This window comes from Nonomuraea sp. NPDC059023 (assembly GCF_042740095.1).
In the GTDB taxonomy this organism is placed as follows: domain Bacteria; phylum Actinomycetota; class Actinomycetes; order Streptosporangiales; family Streptosporangiaceae; genus Nonomuraea.
This window is the reverse complement of record NZ_JBHYIO010000035.1, coordinates 75313-96619: the sequence shown is the minus strand read 5'-3', so window position 1 is coordinate 96619 and position 21307 is coordinate 75313. Positions and strand designations below refer to the sequence as shown.

Below are 21307 nucleotides of genomic sequence, written 5' to 3'. Positions count from 1 at the left end.
ATCGTAGGACTAGAAGCACATTCCAATTTGGCCGCACCTATTGATCGAGCGCTTGGTCCAGTGGACTCTTTGCTAATCGGGGGCGGCGAAGGGAGCCCTCGTGCTTGAGGTCCGCAACCTCGAGGTGGTCTACGACGACGTGATGCTCGTGCTGCGCGGCGTCAGCCTGAGCGTCCCGCCCGGCTCGATCGTGGCGCTCCTGGGCGCCAACGGAGCGGGCAAGACGACCCTGCTGCGCGCGCTGTCCGGCCTGCTCGACGTGCACGACGGAGAGATCACCAAAGGAACGGTCACCCTTGAAGGCCAGCCGATCCACCACCTCAAACCCGCCCAGATCGTACGGCGCGGCCTCAGCCAGGTCATGGAGGGCCGCCGCATCCTGGCCGAGCTGACCGTGGAGGAGAACCTCAAGGTCGGCGGCCACACCGCGGCGCGATCCCACCTCGACCGGGTCTACGGCCTGTTCCCCGTGCTGGCCGAACGCCGCAAGAGCGTCTCCGGCTACCTGTCCGGCGGCGAGCAGCAGATGCTGGCCGTCGGCCGCGCGCTCATGGCGGGACCGGCGTACCTGCTCCTGGACGAGCCCAGCCTCGGCCTGGCCCCGTCGCTCGTCGCCCAGATCCGCGACCTCATCGTCGAGATCAACAAGCAGGGCACCACCGTCCTGCTGGTCGAGCAGAACGCCACCATGGCGCTGTCGATCGCCGCCCACGGCTACGTGATGGAGACCGGAAAGATCGTGATGGACAAGCCGGCCGCGGAACTGCTGGCCGACGAGGACATCAGGGAGTTCTACCTCGGGCTCGGCGCCGAGGGGGCGGCCAGGTCCTTCCGCGAGGTCAAGCACTACAAACGGAGGAAGAGATGGCTGTCCTGACCGTCGAGGACGTCGGCCTGTCCTTCGCCGGCGTCCGCGCCATCGACGGCGTCTCCTTCGAGGTCGGCCCCACCGAGCTGTTCGCGGTGATCGGCCCCAACGGCGCCGGCAAGACCTCGATCTTCAACGTCCTGTCCGGCGTCTACCGGCCCCAGCGCGGCAAGGTCGTCTTCCTGGAGACCGACCTGCTCGGCCGGCGCCCCGACGAGATCGCCGCGATGGGCCTGGCCCGCACCTTCCAGAACGTCGAGCTCTTCCACAACCTCACCGTCCTGGACAACCTCATGCTCGGCCGCCACTGCCACTTCCGGTACGGGACGCTGTCGGCCATCGCATGGTTCGGCCGGGCCAGAAGGCAGGAACTGGAGGCCAGGGCCAGGATCGAGGACATCATCGACTTCCTGGAGCTGACCGCCTGGCGGCGGCATCCGGTGCGGCTGCTGCCGTACGGGATCCAGAAGCGGGTGGAGCTCGGCCGCGCGCTGGCGATGGAGCCCAGGCTGCTGCTGCTCGACGAGCCCGTCGCCGGCATGAACCTGGAGGAGACCGAGGACATGGCCAGGTTCGTCCTGGACATCCGCGACGAGCTCGGCATCCCGATCGTGCTGGTCGACCACGACATGGGCCTGGTCATGGACCTGGCCGACCGGGTGCTCGTGCTCGACTTCGGCCGCCAGGTGGCCCTCGGCACGCCCGCCGAGGTGCAGCGCGACCCCAAGGTCATCGAGGCGTATCTGGGAGGGACCGCGTGAGGCCGACCATCGTCACCCGGGTCCGGGACCGGGCCGCGCGCACGCCCGGCGTCGTCGCCCTGCGGCACAAGGACTTCGGCGTCTGGCAGGAGATCACCTGGTCCGGCTACTGGAGCCAGGTCGAACTCGTCGCGCACGCCCTGCTGGCCCTCGGGGTCGAGCCGGGCGACCGGGTCGCCGTCCACTCCGAGAACCGCCCGGAATGGCTCTACGCCGACCTGGCCACGGTCGCCGTGCGCGGCATCACCGTCGGCCTCTACCCGACCAACCCGCCCGCCGAGGTCGCGTACCTGCTGGCCGACTCCGGCGCCCGCATCCTGCTGGCCGAGGACCAGGAGCAGCTCGACAAGGCGCTGGCCGTCGAGGACCTGGAGCGCATCGTCTACCTGGAGCCCCGCGGCATCCGCGGCAGGTACGACGACCCGCGCCTGCTCCACTGGCCCGACCTGCTGGCCATCGGCGCCGCCCACCGGGCCGAGCACCCGGACGCGCTGGCCCGCCGCATGGACGAGGCGACGGCCGGCGACGTGGCCACCCTCATCTACACCTCAGGCACCACCGGCCCGCCCAAGGGCGTCATGCTCACCGTCGGCAACATCGAGTTCGCCATCAAGACGCTCGTCGAGGACGGCGGCTTCACCTCGCCGCCGCCCTCGGAACGCGACCTCATCCTGTCCTACCTGCCGCTCTGCCACGTCGCCGAGCGCGCCTTCACCGTCTGGTTCAACGCCGGCGCCGGCGTCCAGGTGAACTTCGCCGAGTCGATCGAGACCGTCCAGGCCAACCTGCGCGAGGTGCAGCCGACGATCCTGTTCGGCGTCCCGCGCATCTGGGAGAAGGTGCTGGCCCAGGTCAACATCAAGCTCGACGCCGCCTCGCCGCTCAAACGGGCCGTGACCAGGCTCTGGCTGCGGGTCGCCGACCGGGCCGGCGACACGCTGGTGCGCACCGGCGGCACCCACACCGCCGCCACCCGCCTGCTCTACGCGCTGGGCTGGGTGTTCTGCTACCGCTCGCTGCGCGAGCGGCTCGGCATGCGCCGCGTCCGCTACGCCGCCTCCGGCGCCGCCCCGATCGCCCCCGACGTGCTCAAGTTCTACATGGGCATCGGCGTGGCCATGCACGAGGTGTACGGCATGAGCGAGAACACCGCCATCGCCACCGCCAACCGTCCCGGCCGGGTCAGGCTCGGCACCGTCGGCGAGCCGCAGGCCGGCATCGAGCTGAAGATCGACGAGGCCACCGGCGAGATCATGACCAGGCACCCGGGCACCTTCGCCGGCTACTGGGGCAACCCGCGCGCCACCGCCGACGTGCTCGACGCCGACGGCTGGCTGCACACCGGCGACGTGGGGGAGTGGGACGGCGGCACCCACGTGCGCATCACCGACCGGATGAAGGACATCATCATCACCGGCGGCGGCAAGAACGTCGCGCCCTCCGAGATCGAGAACGCGCTGAAGGCCTCGCCGTACATCAAGGAGGCGGTCGTCGTCGGCGACCAGCGGCCCTACCTCGTGGCGCTCATCGGCATCGAGCTCGACACCGTGGGGGAGTGGGCGCGCCGGCGCGGCATCGCCTACACCACCTACCGCGACCTGTCCGAGCGGCCGCAGACGCGGGCGCTGGTCCAGGACGTCGTCCTGCGGGTCAACGAGCGCTTCGCCCGGGTCGAGCAGGTCAAGAAGTTCGCCTTCCTGCCCAAGGAGCTCGACCACGAGGACGGCGAACTGACCGCCACGCAGAAGGTCAAGCGCGGCGCCATCGCCAAGCTGTTCGAGGAGCTGGTCGAAGGGATGTACCGCGCGTGATAGGAGTGCTCGAATCGGTCATCAGAGGTCTGGGCAACGGCTCGGTCTACGCGTTGCTGGCACTCGGATTCGTGATCATCTACAAGGCGACCAGGGTCATCAGCTTCGCCCAGCCCGCGCTCATGCTGGCCGGGGCCGTGGCGGTCAGCTACCTGACCGAGGTGACCGGCTTCTACCTCGCGGTCCTGCTGGCCGCGCTGCTCATCGCCGGGGTCGCGCTCGGCATCGAGCGGGTGGCGATCCGACCCATGGTCGGCCGCCCGGTGTTCGTCGTCGCGATCATCACGCTGGGCGTGGACGTGGTCGTCCGTGTGGTCGTCAACGGCTTCATCGGCCGCGACGTACGGCAGATGGGCGACCCGTGGGGCCTGAACCAGGTCGCGCTCGGCCCGCTGGTCGTGCAGCAGCGGTGGCTGGCCATGCTGGCCGTGACGGCCGTGCTGGTCACGCTGCTGTTCCTGTTCTTCCGCCACACCAGGTACGGCCTGGCCATGCGGGCCGCCGCCTTCGACCAGGAGACCGCGCTCGCGCAGGGCGTCTCGGTCGGGGCGGTGTTCGCGCTGTCGTGGGCCCTGGCCGGGTTCCTGGCGGCGATCGCCGGCATGTTCGTCGGCACCGGCCAGGGCGTGGAGCAGCTGACCTGGATCGTCGCGCTCAAGGCGCTGCCGGCCATCATCGTCGGCGGCCTCGACTCGCTCGGCGGCGCGGTCGCCGGCGGGCTGACGATCGGGGTGGTCGAGTCGCTGTTCCAGAGCTACCAGGGCGAGTTCGCGCCGTGGCTGGGACAGAACTTCGCGGTGGTCACGCCGTACGTGGTGATGCTGGTCGTGCTGCTGGTGCGGCCGTACGGGCTGTTCGGCACCCGGGAGGTCGAGCGCGTATGACCGACACCAGGTCCACCGCCAAGGCGGAGGTGCCCGACGCCCCGGCCGGGCGATCGCGCCGCCCGCGCGGGCGCCCGCTGCTCTACACCTCCTACGCCCAGGACATGGCGCTGCTCGACACCCGGGCCAAGAAGATCTGGACCGGGCTGCTGGTGCTGCTCGCGCTGTCGCTGTCCGTGGTGCTGGCCGACCGGTCGCTGGAGGTGCTGGCGGGGGCGTACGTGCTGGCCATCGGGGCGATCGGGCTCAACATCGTCACCGGGTACGCCGGGCAGGTGTCGCTGGGGCACGCCTTCTTCGTGGCCATCGGGGCGTACACGGCGGCGGCGGTCTCCGGGCCGCGCGGGGGTGAGCACCTGGGGTTCGGGCTGGCCGAGATCTGGATCTGGCTGCCGGCCGCCGGGCTGGTCGCCGCGCTGTTCGGGGTGCTGGTCGCGCCGCTGGCCACCCGGCTGCGCGGGCTCTACCTGGCCGTCGTCACGCTCGGGCTGGTCTTTCTCGGCGAGCATGTCTTCAAGGAGTGGGACCACCTGACCGGCGGCCCCGGCGTGGGCCGGGAGGCGGCGGTGCCGCAGCTGTTCGGCCTGCCCCTCGACCAGGACGGCGCCGCCACCAAGGAGCAGCAGCTCTACGTTCTCATGCTCGTGCTGCTGATCGTCTTCGCGGTGGCCGCCCGCAACCTCGCCCGCTCGCGGATCGGGCGCGCCTTCTCGGCCATCCGCGACCGGGACATCGCCGCCGCGGTCATCGGCGTGCCGCTGACCCGCTCCAAGGTGCTGGCCTTCGGGATCTCCTCCTTCTACGCCGGGTGCGCCGGGGGGCTGTTCTACAGCATCTCCGGGTATGTGGAACCCGGCTCGTTCAGCCTGCTGCTGTCGGTGCAGTTCATCGCGATGGTGCTCATCGGCGGGGTGGCGACGGTGTCCGGGGCCATCGCGGGGGCGCTGTTCATCTCGCTGCTGCAGCCGATCACCCGGTCGCTGCCGGAACTGCTGCCGATCGTCAGCGCCGACACCACGGTCACGCCCAATGTCTTCCAGGTCGAGACCGTGCTCTACGGCCTGCTGATCATCCTGTTCCTCGTCTTCGAGCCGCGCGGCCTGTTCGGCATCTGGATCCGCGTGCGTACCTACTGGAAGTCCTGGCCGTTCTCCTACTAACGAGAGGAAAACTGATGAAGGTGCGCTATGGCGTGACATTCGTCGCGATAGTGGCCCTTCTGTCCGCGTGCGGCGTCATCCGGGGGGACGACGAGGGCAGCAAGGGCGCCGTGACGACCGGCGTCACCCGGGAACCGTGTCCGCTGGCCGTCGACAAGAACAAGGGCTGCATCTACCTGGGCACGATCTCCGACCTGACCCAGGGGCCGTTCGCGGCGCTGGCCGTACCGATCACCGACGCGCAGAAGGCGTTCTGGAAGCGCGTCAACACCGCCGGCGGCATCGGCGGCAAGTACGAGGTGGACGTGCAGGCCTACGTGCGCGACAACAAGTACAACCCCGAGGTGCACCGGCAGGTCTACAACGAGATCAAGGACAAGGTCCTGGGCCTGGCGCAGACGCTCGGCTCACCCACCACCGCGGCGATCATCGGCGACCTGAAGGCCAACAACGTCGTCTCCGCCCCGGCCTCCTGGACCTCGGCGTGGGAGTTCGAGGACGTGATCGTCGAGAGCGGCGCCAACTACTGCGTCGAGGCCATGAACTCCGTCGACTACGCGATGGAGACCTACAAGCCCAAGACCGTGATGGCCGTCCACCTGGCCGGTGACTACGGCGCCGACGCCGCCGCGGGCGCGAAGGTCGCGGCGGAGAAGAACGGGCTGACGTTCACCGCCGTCGAGACGCCGCCCGGCGCCACCGAGCAGGGCCGGGCCATCACCGAGATCACCAAGAACAAGCCCGACCTGGTCATCCTCACCACCGGCCCCGCCGACGCCGCCGCCATCGTCGGCCAGTCGGCCGCCGCCGGGTTCAAGGGCCGCTTCATCGGCACCGGCCCGACGTGGAACCCCGCGCTGCTCAAGTCGCCTGCCGCGCCCGCGCTCAAGGCCCTGTACGAGCAGTCGTCGCCCGGCAAGCCCTTCAACGCCGACACGCCCGGCCACAAGGCCATGCGCGAGGCGCTCACCGGCGTCACCCCCAACGACGGCTACACCTCCGGCTGGGTCTGGTCCTACCCGCTGAAGGCGGCGCTGGAGAAGATGGTGGCCTCGGGCGACATCAGCCGCAAGGGCCTGCTGGCCGCGGTCAAGACGCTCGCGACCGTGGACTACGAGGGCATGCTGCCGCCGGAGGCGGGCAACTTCTCCGGCGACCCGAACACCGCCACCTTCCGCCAGACGCTCGTCAACAAGCTGGACGAGACCGCTCCCACCGGTGTCACCACGGTCAAGGACTTCTTCATCGGCCCCACCGCCCAGGCCCACGCCATGGACGGTCCCTGCTACGCCAAGCTGTAGCCGCCGCCGGGGGCGCGAGCCGTTGGGTAGGGTCGCAGGTATGCGACTCCGGTTTGTGCCCCTAGCCCTTTTCGCCTCTGCCGTCTTCCTCGCCGGGTGCGGCGAGGTCAACAGCACCATCGACAAGGCCCAGGCGTGCCTGGAGGCGCCGAAGATCGTCGCCGACCTGGTGGCCGAGGTCGGCAAGTTCACCAACGATCCGAAGGCGATGGACAAGGCCATCGACGACGCCGCGACCAAGCTGAACGGCGTGGCCGACAAGGCCTCCAACACCACCCTCAAGGAAGCCACCGACAGTCTGGCCACGTCGCTGGGCAACATCAACGTCAAGACCGCCAACGACGCCGTCGACTCCGCGCAGAAGGTGACCGCCGACACCGCGGCCTACCTGGAGAAGATCGCCAAGGCCTGCTCCTAGCGGCCCCGGCCCGCGCGACCCCTTGGGCCGCGGGCCCACAAACCCCGCGGGCCCTCAAACCCCGCGGGTGCTCAAGACGCGCGGGTGCTCAAACCGCGCGGGCCCTCAAACCGCGCGGGCCCTCAGGCCGTGGGTCTGACGGGCCGCTGGGGCCTGGCCCGTCAGGCCCTGGCGCGGCGGCGGCCATCACCCCTGGTGTTCTGTGGCCAGGTGGGCGGGCAGCAGCGCGGCGCCGAAGTCGGCGCCGGGACGACGCAGCACCGAGTGGGCGTGGTTGGCGCCGTTCTGGGTGTTGTCGTACTCGATGAGCAGGCCGGGGCCCTGGACGCGGTAGTAGTGGCCCAGGCCGCGCTCGGCCGGTCCGGCCCAGGCGAAGGCCAGCTTGCCCGGCTCCACCGGTACGCGTAGCGCGGGCGCCAGGCGGTCGACGTAGACCGAGGCCAGCTTGCCCAGCAGCGCCGCCGCCGAGCCCGCCAGCTCCGCGCCGCGCACGCCAGGCGGGTCCAGGAGGTCGGTGGCGATGGCGGTGCCGGTGAGGATGTCCGGCGGGGCCGTACCGGCGATGAGGGCCGCCGCGCGGTGGGTCGCGGGCAGGTCGGCGAGCAGCGCCCGCGCGAGCTCCTCCTCCAGCGGCAGCGGGCGGGTGACCGCGACGCCCTCGTAGCTGACCGTGGCCGGGTTGGCGCCCAGGAACAGCGGCGCCACCTCCACCTCGTCCCCGCTGACCGTGGCGGTCACCGAGACGTGGTGGCCCTCGAAGCGCCAGCTCCAGCGGGGCGCGCCGGGCGCGCCGAAGAGCGCGAGGTGGTAGTCGTCGCTGTGGCGCCTGCCCCGGCCATCCTCGCGCAGGTCGAGCACCTCCTCCAGCGCCATCACCGTCACGGCCTGCGCGAAGGCGTGCGGGGCGAGCGCGGTGGCCAGCAGGCGGTGGGCGGCGTTGCGGGCGCTCCTGCCCAGCCCGAGCAGCGGGACGCCCGGCCGCCACGCGGGCACGTACGTCCACTGCACGCGCAGCGGATCGGCGAACTCGTGCGCCGCGAGCCCCCGTTGTTCCTCGTCCAGGGCGTCGAGGAACTCCCCGGCGACGGCCGCCATGGCCTGTGCGGTCATGGTGATTCCCGCCTTCTCTAGGGGTTGTATGTACGAATTATGGTGATTCTATGGAGCCCGACCCCAGATTCACCCTGGCAAATGAACGTACCTTTTTGACGTGGTTGAGCACCGCTTTGGCGTTGAGCGCGGGCGGCGTGGCGATGGCCGCCGTGCCGGAAGACGTCTTCGTCCCGTGGATCCGCACCAGCCTGGCCATCATGCTCGTCGCCCTGGCCGCGCTCGCCGCCGGCATGGCCTACCCGCGCTGGCGCAACATCCAGCGCGCGCTGCGCGACCAGTCTCCCCTGCCGCCGCCCGCCCTCGCCGCCGTCTTCGGGTACGGCGTCGCCGCCGTGGCCGTCATCGCCCTGGTGCTCATCGTTCTCGCGATCTGACCATGTCGAAGGAGATCTGGGACCCCGGGCTGCAGAGCGAACGCACCCGCCTGGCCTGGGTACGGACCGCCGTCGCCCTCTCCACCGGCGGGCTCGCGGCGGCCGGGCTCACCCTGCGGGCGGGACTGCCCCCGGCCGCCGTGGCCGGCTTCGCCCTGGCCGCCCTGAGCGGCGGCGTCCTGCTGGCCAGGACCGGCGCCCGCTTCCGCAGCCACCAGCGCGCCCTGCACGAAGGCGTCCCCCTGGACGCCGGCCTCGACGTGCTGTTCGCCTGGCTGGGCACCCTCTGCGTGGTGGGCGGGGCGATCTTCTTCGTCCTCAGCTGAGTCCGCGCGTACGCCAGCCATGGGGGAACTCCCCGCGCCCCAGATCGTCCAGCAGGGACAGCAGCCGGTAGCGTCCCGGAACCGGCGGATCGTCCAGCAGATCCCAGAAGCAGCGGAAGTAGCCGTCCGCCCGATCCCGCCCCCGCAGCGGCTCCAGTTCCCGCACCGCCTCGTCGGTGCGGCCCAGGCAGGCCAGCGCCAGCGCCCGTACGTGGCGGTCCTTCTCGCTGCCGGTGTGCGCCGGGTTCGGCTCTGCGGCCTGGACCAGCAGCCGTTCCGCCCGCTCCGGGTCGGACTTGCGCAGCATCACGCCCAGCCGGACGCTGTAGCCCCGGTAGCCGTCCCGCTCCGCCGCGTGCGCCAGCTCCAGATGGGCGCGGGCCGCGTCCGGGGCGCCGCGCATCAGCTCGACCATGGCGCAGTCCAGGTGGTCGGCGTTCGCCGCGTCCGCCTCGGTGATCGCCGCGTCCTCGCCGGACATGGCGTGGACCACCGCCAGCCCCGCCTTGATCCCGGAATGGTCGGGACCGGCCCGCAGCCCCTGCCGGTAGACCTGAGCCGCCTCCTCCAGCCGGCACAACGCCGTCAGGTGCCCGCCGAGCAGGTAGTAGGCCCTGGCGTAGTCGGGTGAGACCCTGATCGCCGCCCGGTAGGCGCTTTCTGCCGCCTCGTTGTCGCCGAGCGCGAAGTAGGCGTTGCCCAGCTCCAGGTGCGCCGCGGCGTGCTCCGGATCCAGGCGTACCGCCTCCTCCAGCGACCTGGCCGAGGCGGCGACGTCGCGCAGGCACGCGTGCAGGACGCCCGCCAGATAGTGCAGCCCCGAGGAGCCCGGCCGAAGCTCCAGCCGCCGCTCGGTCAGCTCGACCGCCGTGCTCCAGGCCACGACCGCCTCCGCGTGCCGGCCGAGGTCGCGCAGCACGTACCCCAGACCCTCATGGGCGTAGGGGTTGCCGGCGTCCATCTCGATCGCCATCCGGTACGCCGCCTCCGCCTCCTGCGGCCGGTCCAGGGCGTGCAGGGTGTCGGCCAGCTGCTTGCCGATGAACATCGTGCGCCCGATCTCGATCACCCGCTGGTAGGCGCGGGCCGCCGCCTCATGCTCTTCGAGGTTGGAGTACAGGGCCCCCAGCCACTCGTACATCGGGCCCGACCCCGGGTTGCGCTCCACCTCCGCCTGCAGGATGCGCAGCCCGAGCCGCCACTGCCGCCGCGCCTCCTGCGGCCGGTCGAGCTGCGCGAGCACCGACCCGAGCCGCCCGTAGGCGCTGAAGTCCTCGGGATCGAGCTCCACCACCATCCGGTACGCCGCCTCCGCCTCCTCCATCCGGCCGAGGGCCAGCAGGGCGTTGCCCCGGTAGGTGTGGGTGTCGGGGTTGTCGGGGCGTACCCGGGTCAGCCGGTCGGCCAGGGCCAGCGCCTGCTCGTGCTCCTCCGACGCCTCGGCCAGCAGGCACGACCAGTCGAGGAAGCTCGGGTCCTCCGGCGCGTGTTCGAGCTGCTCGGCCAGGATGCTCCTGGCCCGCCCCCGGTGCTCCAGCTCCAGGACCCTGGGGCCGGACAGGTGGTAGGAGTTCCAGATGTGCAGCGCGGGCCAGAAGCGTTCGTCGTCGTCGTTCCTGGCCGCCTCGAAGGCCCGGATGGCCTCGGCGTACCTGCCGTACTGGCGCAGGGCCAGGCCGAGCTGGGTCCAGGCCCCCTCGTCGCCGGGCTTGAGCTCGGCGGCCTCGCGGTAGAAGCCGAGCGCCAGGCCCTGGTAGCCGAGGGCGGTGATGTCGTGGCCGAGTCCCATCGCCAGCGACGCCGGGTCGGCGGCGAGCCTGACCGCGGTGGCGAAGGCCTCCTCGGCCCGTGACTGCTCGCCCAGGGCCAGCGCGGTCAGCCCGAGGTGGCGCCAGGCGTCGGCGGCGTCCGGCGCGTACCGGGTGGCCAGCTCGGCCGCGCGCAGCGCGTCGTTCGACGGCGAGCGGCGCAGGTTGGCCGGGTCGACCAGGTCGCGGGCGATCTCCATCGCGGCCTGCGCGACCTGCTCGAGCACGGCGGGCGACGACCCGGCCAGGAGCGCGGCGGCCCGCTCGGTCAGCACGATCCGCGCGCCGGTGTCGAGCGACAGCCAGCGGGCGTGCCGCAGCCGCAGCAGGTCGAGTAGGCCCGCCCGGATCTCGCCCTCGACCGGGCTGTAGTCGGAGCGGGCGCTGTCCATCAGCGCGAACGTGCGCTCCAGCGTCTTCTGGTAGGGGGTGAAGCCCGGCCTGAGCATGTCCTGCATGGTGTCCAGGTGCTCGCGCTGGTCGGGGGTCAGCACGGGCTCGAAGAAGCGCGCGGTGAGCAGGAGGTCGCCGGCGAAGCCGCGGTCCAGGACGCAGATCGGGAAGAGCCTGGCCATCAGCCGCAGGCCGTCCACGTTGTCGGTCCAGAAGGCGTGCCACAGCAGCGTCTCGACGTTCTCCCGCCAGGCCCGGTCGTCCAGGCGCTCGGCGCCGTCCAGGCCGTCCTGGCCGGCCAGCCGTTCGGACAGCACCTCGATGGCGCGGCGGTTGGCCTCCAGCACGGTGTAGCGATCCTGCGGCCCGAGCAGGAACGAGCGGAACGTGGAGCGTACCGCCTGGTGCAGGCGGCGGGTCCTGGTCAGGATGAAGTCGTGCCGGCGCACCAGCTCGTTCATGATGCGGGCGAAGGCCAGCGGCTCGCCGACGTCCCACAGCGCCGACAGCAGCGAGGCGTCCAGGCGCTCCGAGCGGTGCAGGGCCATGCCGAACAGCAGCATGCGCTCAAGCGGGTCGTGGGTGTGCTTGAGGTAGCGCTCGGCCAGCGTCCTGATGACGAAGGAGACCTCGCCGTTCTCGCCGATCTCGGCCAGCGCGTCCTCCACGTCGCCGGTGCTCTCGATCTCGTGACACAACATCGACACCGCCAGCGGGATGCCCCTGCTGGCCCGCCAGATCCGCTCCACCGGCAGGTCGTCGGCGGCCGGGCCGAGGCGGCGGTCCAGGTACTCGGCGAGCGTCCCCATGTCGAAGACCTCCATGAGGATGCGGCGGAAGCGGGTGCCGGGCAGGTGGCGCTGGTAGAGGGAGGCCTCGTTGCCCTCGGTCGGGCTCAGCTCCTCCTCCAGCCGCATGGCGATCACCCAGACGACGCCGGGTCCCGACAGGCGTATCGCCTCGCGCAGCCGCCGGTGGTCGGCCGGGCGCAGCAGTTCCGCCGTGTCCAGGAAGATCGCGATGGGCGAGCCCTTACGGCCGCCGGTCAGGCCGCGCAGCCCCGCCGCGAACGCGGACACCACCTGGTCGCGCATCCGCGCCACCCGGTCCTGCTCCCTGGCCAGCCGCTCGGCCTTCTGCTGCTTGCGGCGGTGCAGCGCGTCGGCGCCGCGGTCGACCATCCGGTCCAGCGGGCTGGTCGGCAGCGGCACGCCGAACAGCGCGTCGCCGACCAGTTCCCCGCCGAGCTCCAGCGCGCCCTTGGTCCAGGCGCGGGCGCCGGAGTCGGCCTCCTCGCCCTCCGGCGCGTCCTGGTCGCTCTCCCCGAGCGCGTCCACGGCGGCGACGAAGTCCTCGAACTCCTTGCCCGCCGCGCGGCCCTGCCGCCGCTCGCCCGGCGGGCACAGCTCGAACGCGATCCGCTCCAGCGTGCTCACCAGGCTGGCCCGCCACAGGCCCACCGCCTGGTCGAGGTCCTGCACCTGCTCGGCGTCGAGGTCCACCAGCACCCCGCGCAGCCCGGCCGCCGCGGCCATGTCCACGTAGCGGTTGACCAGCGTGCTCTTGCCCATGCCGCCGTGGCCGTGCACGAGAACGGCGAAGCCCTCGTCGGGCCCGTCCCCCGGATCGCGCAGCGCGCTCAGCAGCGAGGCGAAGCGCTCCTGCTCTTCCGTACGGCCTACGAAGATCTGACGCGCCACTGCCGCTCCAGGTGGGGGGTTACCGGGTCCGTGCCGATGTTTCTACCCCGCTTGCGGCCATGCGCAAGCCGGGCGGACACTCGAAGGGAGGGGGTGACCTCATGGAAGAACAGCGCAGGAGCGTGCCGTTCGAGTGCCGGGGATGCTGGCATGTATGGGAAGAGGACTACCTCGTGCGATCGGTCGACGACCGCCATGGTAACGAAAGGGAGGTGTGGGTCCGCTCGGGCGTGCTCGTCCCGCCGCCGTCGAGCGCCGCGGTCTGCCCCCACTGCGGCGGGCAGCAGACCACGACCTTCCCCGAGGGCTATCTCGCCCGCCACCCGGAGGCGCGGCTGGCCGCGCAGCCGGTGGTCACCGACGAGACGGCCCTGCTGAGCCCGGTACGACCCCGGCTGCTCTGAATCCTGGCGAAGACCCGGAGCCCCGCCGCGAAGGGGAATCCCGGAGGGGCCTCGCGCCCCTCCGGGAAACCGTCAGCTGAGGCTCTCCAGCCAGGCTCTGTGCAGCCCGGCGAAGCGGCCGGAGGCGGCGATGAGCTCGTCGGGCTGTCCGTCCTCGACGATCTCGCCGCGCTCCATCACCAGCACCCGGTCGGCGATCTCCACGGTCGACAGCCGGTGCGCGATGATCAGCGCCGTGCGGTCGGCCAGGATCGTGCGCAACGCCCGCTGGACCAGCCGCTCGCTCGGCACGTCCAGTGACGAGGTCGCCTCGTCCAGGATGAGCACCGCCGGGTCGGCCAGGAACGCCCGCGCGAACGCGACCAGTTGCCGCTGACCGGCGGACATGCGCCCGCCGCGCTTGCCCACCTCGGTGTCGTAGCCGTCGGGCAGCCCGCTGATGAACTCGTGCGCGCCGATCGCCCTGGCCGCCTCGCGTACCTCGTGGTCGGAGGCGCCCGGCCGGCCGAAGCGGATGTTGTCGGCGACCGTGCCGGAGAACAGGAAGTTCTCCTGGGTCACCATGACCACCGCGCGGCGCAGCGTCGGCTCGTCGAGCATCGTGAGGTCGACGCCGTCGAGCAGCACGCGCCCCTCGGCCGGGTCGTAGAAGCGGGAGATCAGCTTGGCCAGCGTCGTCTTGCCCGCGCCCGTCGCCCCGACCAGCGCCACGCTCTGCCCGGCCGGGATCGTCAGGTCCAGCCGCGGCAGGATGGGCATCTCCTCGGTGTAGGCGAAGCGCACGTCCTCGAAGCGCACCTTGCCCCTGGCGCTCTCCAGCGGGGCCGGCTTGCGCGGCTCGGGCACCGCGGGCTGCTCCTCCAGCACGCCGGACAGCTTCTCCAGCGCCGCGCCCGCCGACTGCAGCGTGTTGTAGAACTGGCTGATCTCCTGCATCGGCTCGTAGAACTGGCGCAGGTAGAGCAGGAACGCCGCCAGCACGCCGACCGTGACCTCCTGGTGCAGGGCCAGCCAGCCGCCGTACATGAGCACGCCGGCGACGGTCACGTTGCCGATGAGCTTGATGCCCGGCATGAAGATCGCGAGCAGCTGCATGCTGCGCGCGTTGGCGTCGCGGTAGTCGGCGTTGAGCTGCTTGAAGATCTCCTGGTTGCGGTGCTCGCGGCGGAAGGCCTGGACCGCGCGGATGCCGGTCATCGACTCGACGAAGTGCACGATGACCAGCGCGACCGTCTCGCGGGTACGCCGGTAGACGATCGCCGACTGCCTGCGGAACCACCGGGTGAACAGCAGCAGCAGCGGCAGCGGGATCAGCGCGAGCAGGCCGAGGTGCACGTCCAGGACGATCAGCAGCGCCGCCGTGCCGAACATCGTCAGCACGGCCGTGACCAGGCCGTCGAAGCCCGACTGCAGCAGTTCGGCGATCGCCTCGATGTCGGAGGTCAGCCGCGAGATGACCCGGCCCGATGTGTACTTCTCGTGGAAGGACAGCGACAGCCGCTGGAAGTGGTCGAACACGCGCCGGCGCAGCTCCAGCAGGATGTCCTGGCCGATGCGCCCCGACAGCTTCAGGAACGCCTGCCGGGTGAGGGCCTGGGTCGCCGCGGCGGCCAGGATCACGCCGACCACGGTCAGCAGCGTGCCGGTCCCGGTGCCCTTGAGCATCGGCGGGATGCCCTCGTCGATGCCCACCTTCACCAGGTACGGGATCGCCAGGCCCGCCAGGTTGGAGACGATGATGATCGCGGTCAGCAGCGCGATCTGCTTCTTGTGCGGTTTCAGCAGGTCACCGAGGAGCTTTCGGGAGCGCTCCCGCAGCAACACCGAGACCTTCTCGTCGAGCTCGTCCTGCTCCTCGGAGGCCACGCCTCGCCAGGCCTTGGTCGGGGTGGTCATCGCAGCGCTCCTTCCGAGGGGTCGAGGTCGGCGTCCTGGGCCAGCAGTTCCCGGTACTCGGGCACCGCCTCCAGCAGTTCGTGGTGGGTGCCGACGTGCGTGATCGTGCCGCCGCGCAGCAGCGCCACCTTGTCGGCCAGCAGCACCGTCGAGGCGCGGTGCGCCACGACGATGCCGGTCGCGTCGCGCAGCACCCGCCGCAGCGCCTCCTCCACGAGCGCCTCCGTCTCGACGTCCAGCGCCGAGAGCGTGTCGTCCAGGACGAGAATCCTCGGCTTGCTCAGTACGGCCCGCGCCAGCGCCAGCCGCTGCCGCTGCCCGCCCGACAACGACATGCCCTGCTCGCCGATCCGGGTGTCGAGCCCCCAGGGCAGGTCGTAGACGAACTGCGCCTGCGCCGTGCGGATCGCCGCGTCCAGCTCCTCCTCGGAGGAGTCGAGGTGGCCGAGCGTGAGGTTCTCCCTGACGCTCATCGAGAACAGCGTCGGTTCCTCGAACGCGGTCGCCACGATCTGCCGCAGCGAGCCCAGCTCCAGCTCGCGTACGTCGTGGCCGTCGATCGTGACCCGGCCGCGGGTCGGGTCGAGCAGGCGGGGGACCAGCGAGGTCAGCGTTGTCTTGCCGGAGCCGGTCGCGCCGACGACGGCCACGGTCTCGCCGGGCCGTACCTCCAGCCAGAGGTCGTCGAGCACGGGGCTCTCGGCGCCGGGGAAGCGGTACTCCACGCCCTCGAAGCGCAGGTGGCCGCGTGGTTCCCTGGCCGTGTCCGCGCCGTCCTGGATCTCCGGGACGGTGTCCATGACCTCCATGACGCGGTCGGCGGCGGTCATGGCCTCCTGGGACATGGCCAGGATGTAGCCGAGGCTGGCGATCGGCCAGACGAGCTGCAGCATCAGCGTGGTGAAGGCGACCAGCGTGCCCAGCGACAGGTCGCCGCCGCCCACCGCGAGCGCGCCGAGCAGCAGGACGAGCGCGAGCGTGAAGTTGGGGATGACCTCGAGGAAGGTGAAGAAGCGCGCGGAGTGGCGCACCTTCTCCATGGAGGTCCCGTACACCTTGAGCGCGGAGTCGTCGAAGGAGTCGAAGACGTGGTGCCGGCGGCCGAACGCCTTGATCGTCCGGATGCCGATGGCCGACTCCTCGACCAGCGTGGCGAGGTCGCCCTGCTCGTCCTGGACCCGGCGGGAAATGAGGATGTAGCGCTTCTCGAACCGCAGCGACACCACGACGATCGGGATCGCCGACCCGGCGACCAGCAGCCCGAGCGGCCAGTACATGTTGAGCAGCACGATGGTGACGGTCGTCAGCTGCAGGATGTTCATGACGAGGAAGAGCATCCCGAAGCCGAGGAAGCGCCGGATCGCCGACAGGTCCGTCGTGGCACGTGACAACAGCTGGCCGGACTGCCATTCGTTGTGGAAGGCCATCGGCAGCCGCTGGAGGTGCCGGTAGAGGTTGTCCCGGATGCGGGTCTCCAGCCCGAGGACCGGCCCGACCTGGGCCCAGCGGCGGAGGAAGGTGAGGAGTGCTTCGATGACGCCGACACCGAGCGCCAGAAGCCCGAGCGGAAGCAGCGCCCCCTGGTCACCGCTGGCCACGGGCCCGTCGATGACTTCTTTCCCGATGAGGGGGAGCGTGATGCTGGCCCCGATGCCGAGGAGGGCGACCAGCCAGATGAAGACGAGTTTGCCGATGTAAGGGCGGAGGTAGCCCTTCATCCGCCAGAGGGAGTTGGTAGACAGCACAGGACGGCGGGAGGTTGTGGTATCGGGAGGCACTCAATCAATGCTAACTCGACCGATCAACCCATTTTTGGCCGGGGTTGGTTTCGGTCGGGCCCTAAATCGGCGTGGCGGACGTGCGCGTGATCCAATGTCGCGCGTGACCGTCATCGTGAACGCTGAAGCGTCCCCCGTCCTTTTCCTCCGTCCCTGGCGAGACGACGACCTGGCCGCGCTGGTGAGCGCGTACCGGGATCCCGAGCTGCGCAAGTGGACGCTTCACCCCATCGTGACCGACGACGACGGGCGGCGCTGGCTGGACCTTCAGCACCAAGGCTGGGAGAGCGGGGAGCGGATGAGCTTCGCCGTACGGGAGGAGGGGAAGGACGCGCTTCTGGGCAACGTGGTCATGAAGCGCACCGACCCGCATGGTGACATTGGCGAGGTCGGCTACTGGACGGCGGCGCCCGCCCGCGGCAGGGGAGTGGCGCCGCGGGCGGTGGAGTCGCTGACCGCCTGGGCGTTCGCCACCTATCCCGCCCTGGCCCTGCTGGAGCTGCTCCACCAGGTCGACAACCTCGCCTCCTGCAGGGTGGCGGAGAAGACGGGCTACCTGTTCGAGGAGATCCTCCCGGCCGAGGGGCCGTATCCGAACGACGGTCACCGGCACTGTCGCCGCCGCCCCGATTAGGCAGGGAATCGGTCAAGGCGGCGCGTCGCGCGGCGGACAGGCATGATCACGCGCGGCACAGTGGGACGCGACCGGCCCACGATCCCGCCGGACCGCCGTAGCCCGTGAGGAGCGCATGGAGCCGCTGCTGATCCTGCACGCCGTGGCGGCGATGTGCGCGCCGGTGCTCGTGCGGGTGATGGGCAGGGGTGCCTTCACGGTGCTGGCGGCGGTCCCGGCGATCGCCCTGGTGTTCATCGCGGCATGGGTCCCGTACGAGCACACACGCGCGTGGGCGCCGCAGCTCGGGCTGGAGCTGGCCTTCCGGGTCGACGAGCTGTCGGCGCTCATGGTGACGCTGGTGACCGGGATCGGGGCGCTGGTCCTGTGGTACTGCTCGCGCTACTTCGGGCGGGACGCCCAGGGGCTCGGGCGCTTCGCCGGTTTCCTGGTGGCGTTCGCGGGGGCCATGCTCGGGCTGGTGGTCGCCGACGACCTGCTCCTGCTGTACGTCTTCTGGGAACTGACCACCGTCTTCTCCTACCTGCTGATCGGCTACGACCCCGAGAGCCGGGCCAGCCGGGTCGCCGCCATGCAGGCGCTCACCGTCACCACGCTCGGCGGGCTGGCGATGCTGGCCGGGCTGGTCGTCATCGGCCAGGCGGCCGGCACGTACCGGATCTCGCGGATCGTGGCCGACCCGCCCCAAGGCGGCATGGTTGTGGCGGCGCTCGTCCTGGTGCTGGCCGGCGCGCTGGCCAAGTCGGCGATCTTCCCGTTCAGCCTGTGGCTGCCCGGCGCGATGGCCGCCCCGACCCCGGTCTCGGCGTACCTGCACGCGGCCGCGATGGTGAAGGCGGGCGTCTACCTGCTGGCCCGTCTCGGGCCGGCGTTCGGGGACGTGGCGGTGTGGCGGCTGGTCGCGGTGCCGCTGGGCCTGGCGACGATGCTGCTGGCCGGCTGGCGGGCGTTGCGCGAGACCGACCTGAAACGCCTGCTCGCCTACGGCACCGTCAGCCAGCTCGGCTTCCTCACCGTGCTGTTCGGCGCGGGCACGGGCGCCGCTGCCCTCGCGGGCGTGGCCATGCTGCTGGCGCACGCCCTGTTCAAGGCGGCGCTGTTCCTGATCGTCGGGATCGTCGACCACGCCACCGGCACCCGCGACCTGACCGTGCTGAGCGGGCTGCGTACCACGATGCCGTGGGTGTGCGCCGCCTCCGTCCTGGCCGCCGCGTCGATGGCGGGGCTGCCGCCGCTGCTGGGCTTCGCCGGCAAGGAAGCGGCCTTCGAGGCCCTGCTACACGACCCGCTCGTCCTGGCCGGTGTCGTCCTCGGCTCGCTGCTGACCGTCGCCTACACCGCCCGCTTCCTCTGGGGCGCCTTCGCCGCCAAGCCCGGCCTGCCGCCCACGCCGGTGCGGCCCACGCCGGCGCCGATGTTCACCCCGCCCGCGCTGCTGTCGGTCCTCGGCCTCGCCACCGCCTTCTCCGCCGGCTGGTACGGCGCCGCCATGACCCCCTACACCGCCACCTACCCCGACCACGGCCCGGAGGTCCACCTGGCCCTGTGGTCCGGCGCCATGACCCCGCTCGCCCTGTCGGCCGTCGCCCTCGCGGGCGGCATCGCCCTCTTCCTGATCAGGGAACCCGTGGCCAGGCTCGGCGCCTCCCTCCACGTGCTCGACGCCGCCCAGCTCTACTGGGCGTTCATGCGCGGCGTGGACCGCAACGCCACCATCCTCACCGGTCTCCTCCAGCGCGGCTCCCTGCCCGCCTACCTCACGCTCGCCCTCGCCGTCATGGCCGCCACCGGCTGCTTCTCCTTCCTGTACGGCGGCGCCCCCGTCCTCGACCTGGACGTCACCGCCTGGGCCAGGCCCGAGCAGCCGGTCATCGGCGCGGTCCTGGTGGCCGGAGCCGTCGCCCTGCTGTTCGTGCGCGGCCACATCCTGCTCGCGCTGATGGCCGGCGTCACCGGCTACGGCGCCGCCCTGCTGTTCCTGGTCCACGGCTCGCCCGACCTGGCGCTCACCCAGTTCCTCGCCGAGACGCTCAGCCTGGTGATGTTCGCGCTGGTGCTCAGGCGGCTGCCGGTCAGCCCGGAGCGCGACTCGGCCCGGGTGCCGTTCGGGCTGCGGCTGGGCCTGGGCCTGGTCACCGGGGTCGTGGCCGCGGGGGCCGGGATGGTGGCGCTGCACGAGCGCACCGCCGTACCGGTCGGGACGCAACTGGCGGCGGCGGCCGAGCGGGCGGGGGCGACGAACATCGTCAGCGCGCTCCTGGTGGACATCCGCGCCTGGGACACGCTGGGCGAGAGCTCGGTGATCATCGTGCTCACGCTCGGCGTGACGAGCCTGGTCTTCCTGCGCCGCCGTACCTTCAGCCTCGAACGTGAGGACGCGGCGCCGCTCCCGGACGGGCGCACGCACTGGTTGTCGGCCACGCTGCCGGCCGGCCAGCGCTCGGTCATCTTCGAGATCGTGGCCAGGCTGACCTTCCACACGATGTTGCTGCTGTCGGTGTTCCTGCTGCTCACCGGGCACGGCCGGGTGGGCGGCGGCTTCGCGGGCGGCATCGTGGCCGGGCTCGCGGTGGCGGTGCGCTACCTGGCGGGCGGGCGCTACGAGCTGGCCAGGGCACTGCCGGTCAACGCGGGCGTGCTGATCGGGGTGGGGCTGACGCTCTCGGTGTGCTGCGCGCTGATCGGGTGGGGCGCGGGCGGGGACGCGCTGCGCATGCTCGCGGCCGACGTGACGCTGCCGCTGGTCGGGACCCTGCACCTGTCGACGGTGCTGCTGTTCGACTTCGGCATCTACCTGTCCGTGGTCGGCATGGTCGGCGACGTCCTGCGCAGCCTGGGGGCCGAGCTGGACCGGCAGATGGAGGGCTCGTGAGCCTGCCGCTGGTGCCGTTCGCGCTGTGCGCGGTGCTCATCGCCGCGGGCGTCACGCTGCTGCTGGAGCGGAGCCTGGTCAGGATCCTGATCGGCGTCATCGTCCTGTCGAACGGTGTCAACCTGCTGATCGTCACCGCGGGCGGGCCGGCGGGCCGCCCGCCGTTCACCGGCACCGAGGGGATGGCCGACCCGCTGCCGCAGGCGATGGTCCTGACCTCGATCGTGATCACGCTGGGCGTGACCGCCTTCCTGCTGGCCATGGCGCACCGTTCCTGGCAGCTGACCGGCGACGACGCGGTGCAGGACGACACCGAGGACCGCCGGGTGCGCATCAGGGCCACCGCGGGCGAGCTGAGCCGGGGACTGCGCGACAGGGAGAAGTCCTACGAGCGGCTCGTCGCCGACCAGCGCGCCGAACTGGCCCGCCTGGACGCCGAGCGGATCGAGCGCGAACGCCGCGCGGCCGCCGAATTGGAGTCGCGGATCCTGGAGATCAACGTGGATCTCGGCCGCTGGATGGAGGCGCACAAGAACGACGGGCTGACCTCTGAGGAACTGCTGCGCCGCTTCGAGGAGGCCAGGCAGCAGGAGGAGGCTCAGGCCCGCGGCAAGGACGATCGGGTACGCGCGCTGCGAGACGACTTCGCCCGCCGGCAGCGCGAACAGGACGCCGCCGAGCAGGAACTGCGGCGCAAGCTGCGGACCAGGCAGCGCGAGGCGCGCAGGAAGCTGCGGGCGGCGATCCGCGAGGACCTGCGCAGGCAGGCGCTCGCCCAAGATCCCGAGCTGGAAGGGGAGGACTGA

At 71.4% G+C, this 21307-nt stretch carries 17 protein-coding genes; 13 read left to right on the top strand and 4 right to left on the bottom strand.

Going from position 1 to position 21307, the window contains the following annotated elements:
- Positions 1-100 precede the first annotated feature (100 nt).
- Genes ACFWYW_RS43425 through ACFWYW_RS43395 form a run of 7 tightly spaced genes read left to right on the top strand, consistent with a single transcriptional unit; the run spans position 101 to position 7203 of the window.
- Entirely contained in the window at positions 101-877 is a 777-nt protein-coding gene (locus tag ACFWYW_RS43425) for an ABC transporter ATP-binding protein (RefSeq protein WP_379618773.1), read from the top strand.
- Positions 865-1629: an ABC transporter ATP-binding protein gene (locus ACFWYW_RS43420; RefSeq protein ID WP_379618775.1), complete on the top strand. Its 765-nt coding sequence runs from the start codon at positions 865-867 to the stop codon at positions 1627-1629. Before ACFWYW_RS43425 ends, ACFWYW_RS43420 begins: the two co-directional genes overlap by 13 nt.
- Positions 1626-3440, top strand: coding sequence for an AMP-dependent synthetase/ligase (locus ACFWYW_RS43415; protein ID WP_379618777.1), 1815 nt, complete (start codon positions 1626-1628; stop codon positions 3438-3440). Before ACFWYW_RS43420 ends, ACFWYW_RS43415 begins: the two co-directional genes overlap by 4 nt.
- Positions 3437-4324 (top strand): branched-chain amino acid ABC transporter permease, encoded by an 888-nt coding sequence (locus ACFWYW_RS43410; RefSeq protein WP_379618779.1) that lies wholly within the window; start codon positions 3437-3439, stop codon positions 4322-4324. Before ACFWYW_RS43415 ends, ACFWYW_RS43410 begins: the two co-directional genes overlap by 4 nt.
- Positions 4321-5484 (top strand): branched-chain amino acid ABC transporter permease, encoded by a 1164-nt coding sequence (locus ACFWYW_RS43405; protein WP_379618781.1) that lies wholly within the window; start codon positions 4321-4323, stop codon positions 5482-5484. The genes ACFWYW_RS43410 and ACFWYW_RS43405 overlap by 4 nt, the downstream gene beginning before the upstream one ends.
- Before the next feature lie 14 nt (positions 5485-5498).
- Entirely contained in the window at positions 5499-6785 is a 1287-nt protein-coding gene (locus ACFWYW_RS43400; RefSeq protein WP_379618783.1) for an ABC transporter substrate-binding protein, read from the top strand.
- Between the two features lie 40 nt (positions 6786-6825).
- Positions 6826-7203 carry a hypothetical protein gene (locus tag ACFWYW_RS43395; protein ID WP_184962838.1) on the top strand — a complete coding sequence of 126 codons (378 nt, stop codon included), beginning with the start codon at positions 6826-6828 and terminating at the stop codon, positions 7201-7203.
- A gap of 186 nt (positions 7204-7389) precedes the next feature.
- On the opposite strand, the gene ACFWYW_RS43390 is transcribed toward ACFWYW_RS43395, so the two are convergent.
- Positions 7390-8313 (bottom strand): DUF3500 domain-containing protein, encoded by a 924-nt coding sequence (locus ACFWYW_RS43390; RefSeq protein WP_379618785.1) that lies wholly within the window; start codon positions 8311-8313, stop codon positions 7390-7392.
- Between the two features lie 50 nt (positions 8314-8363).
- On the opposite strand from ACFWYW_RS43390, the gene ACFWYW_RS43385 reads away from it, so the two are divergent.
- A complete protein-coding gene (locus ACFWYW_RS43385) occupies positions 8364-8690 on the top strand; it encodes a YidH family protein (RefSeq protein ID WP_379618787.1) in 327 nt (108 codons plus the stop codon).
- A 2-nt stretch (positions 8691-8692) separates the two neighbouring features.
- Positions 8693-9016 carry a DUF202 domain-containing protein gene (locus ACFWYW_RS43380; protein WP_379618789.1) on the top strand — a complete coding sequence of 108 codons (324 nt, stop codon included), beginning with the start codon at positions 8693-8695 and terminating at the stop codon, positions 9014-9016.
- Here the strand turns inward: ACFWYW_RS43380 and ACFWYW_RS43375 are convergent.
- On the bottom strand, positions 9009-12917 hold the full coding sequence (locus ACFWYW_RS43375; RefSeq protein WP_379618791.1) for a tetratricopeptide repeat protein: 3909 nt from the start codon (positions 12915-12917) through the stop codon (positions 9009-9011). The genes ACFWYW_RS43380 and ACFWYW_RS43375 overlap by 8 nt on opposite strands.
- 101 nt (positions 12918-13018) lie before the next feature.
- Between ACFWYW_RS43375 and ACFWYW_RS43370 the strand changes: the two genes are divergently transcribed.
- The gene (locus tag ACFWYW_RS43370; protein WP_379618793.1) at positions 13019-13321 is read left to right on the top strand and encodes a hypothetical protein; all 303 of its coding nucleotides are present in this window, start codon (positions 13019-13021) and stop codon (positions 13319-13321) included.
- A gap of 72 nt (positions 13322-13393) precedes the next feature.
- Here the strand turns inward: ACFWYW_RS43370 and ACFWYW_RS43365 are convergent, their stop codons facing one another.
- Together ACFWYW_RS43365 and ACFWYW_RS43360 are read right to left on the bottom strand one after the other, a co-directional pair.
- Complete coding sequence (locus tag ACFWYW_RS43365) at positions 13394-15217, bottom strand: ABC transporter ATP-binding protein (protein ID WP_379618795.1); 1824 nt, start codon at positions 15215-15217, stop codon at positions 13394-13396.
- The gene (locus tag ACFWYW_RS43360; RefSeq protein WP_379618797.1) at positions 15214-16935 is read right to left on the bottom strand and encodes an ABC transporter ATP-binding protein; all 1722 of its coding nucleotides are present in this window, start codon (positions 16933-16935) and stop codon (positions 15214-15216) included. The genes ACFWYW_RS43365 and ACFWYW_RS43360 overlap by 4 nt, the downstream gene beginning before the upstream one ends.
- A gap of 163 nt (positions 16936-17098) precedes the next feature.
- Here ACFWYW_RS43360 and ACFWYW_RS43355 point away from each other — a divergent pair, with 163 nt between their 5' ends.
- The 3 genes from ACFWYW_RS43355 to ACFWYW_RS43345 all read left to right on the top strand — a co-directional run bounded on the left by ACFWYW_RS43355 (position 17099) and on the right by ACFWYW_RS43345 (position 21307).
- Entirely contained in the window at positions 17099-17629 is a 531-nt protein-coding gene (locus ACFWYW_RS43355; protein WP_379618799.1) for a GNAT family N-acetyltransferase, read from the top strand.
- A gap of 115 nt (positions 17630-17744) precedes the next feature.
- On the top strand, positions 17745-20501 hold the full coding sequence (locus ACFWYW_RS43350) for a Na+/H+ antiporter subunit A (RefSeq protein WP_379618801.1): 2757 nt from the start codon (positions 17745-17747) through the stop codon (positions 20499-20501).
- Complete coding sequence (locus ACFWYW_RS43345) at positions 20498-21307, top strand: Na(+)/H(+) antiporter subunit C (RefSeq protein ID WP_379618803.1); 810 nt, start codon at positions 20498-20500, stop codon at positions 21305-21307. The genes ACFWYW_RS43350 and ACFWYW_RS43345 overlap by 4 nt, the downstream gene beginning before the upstream one ends.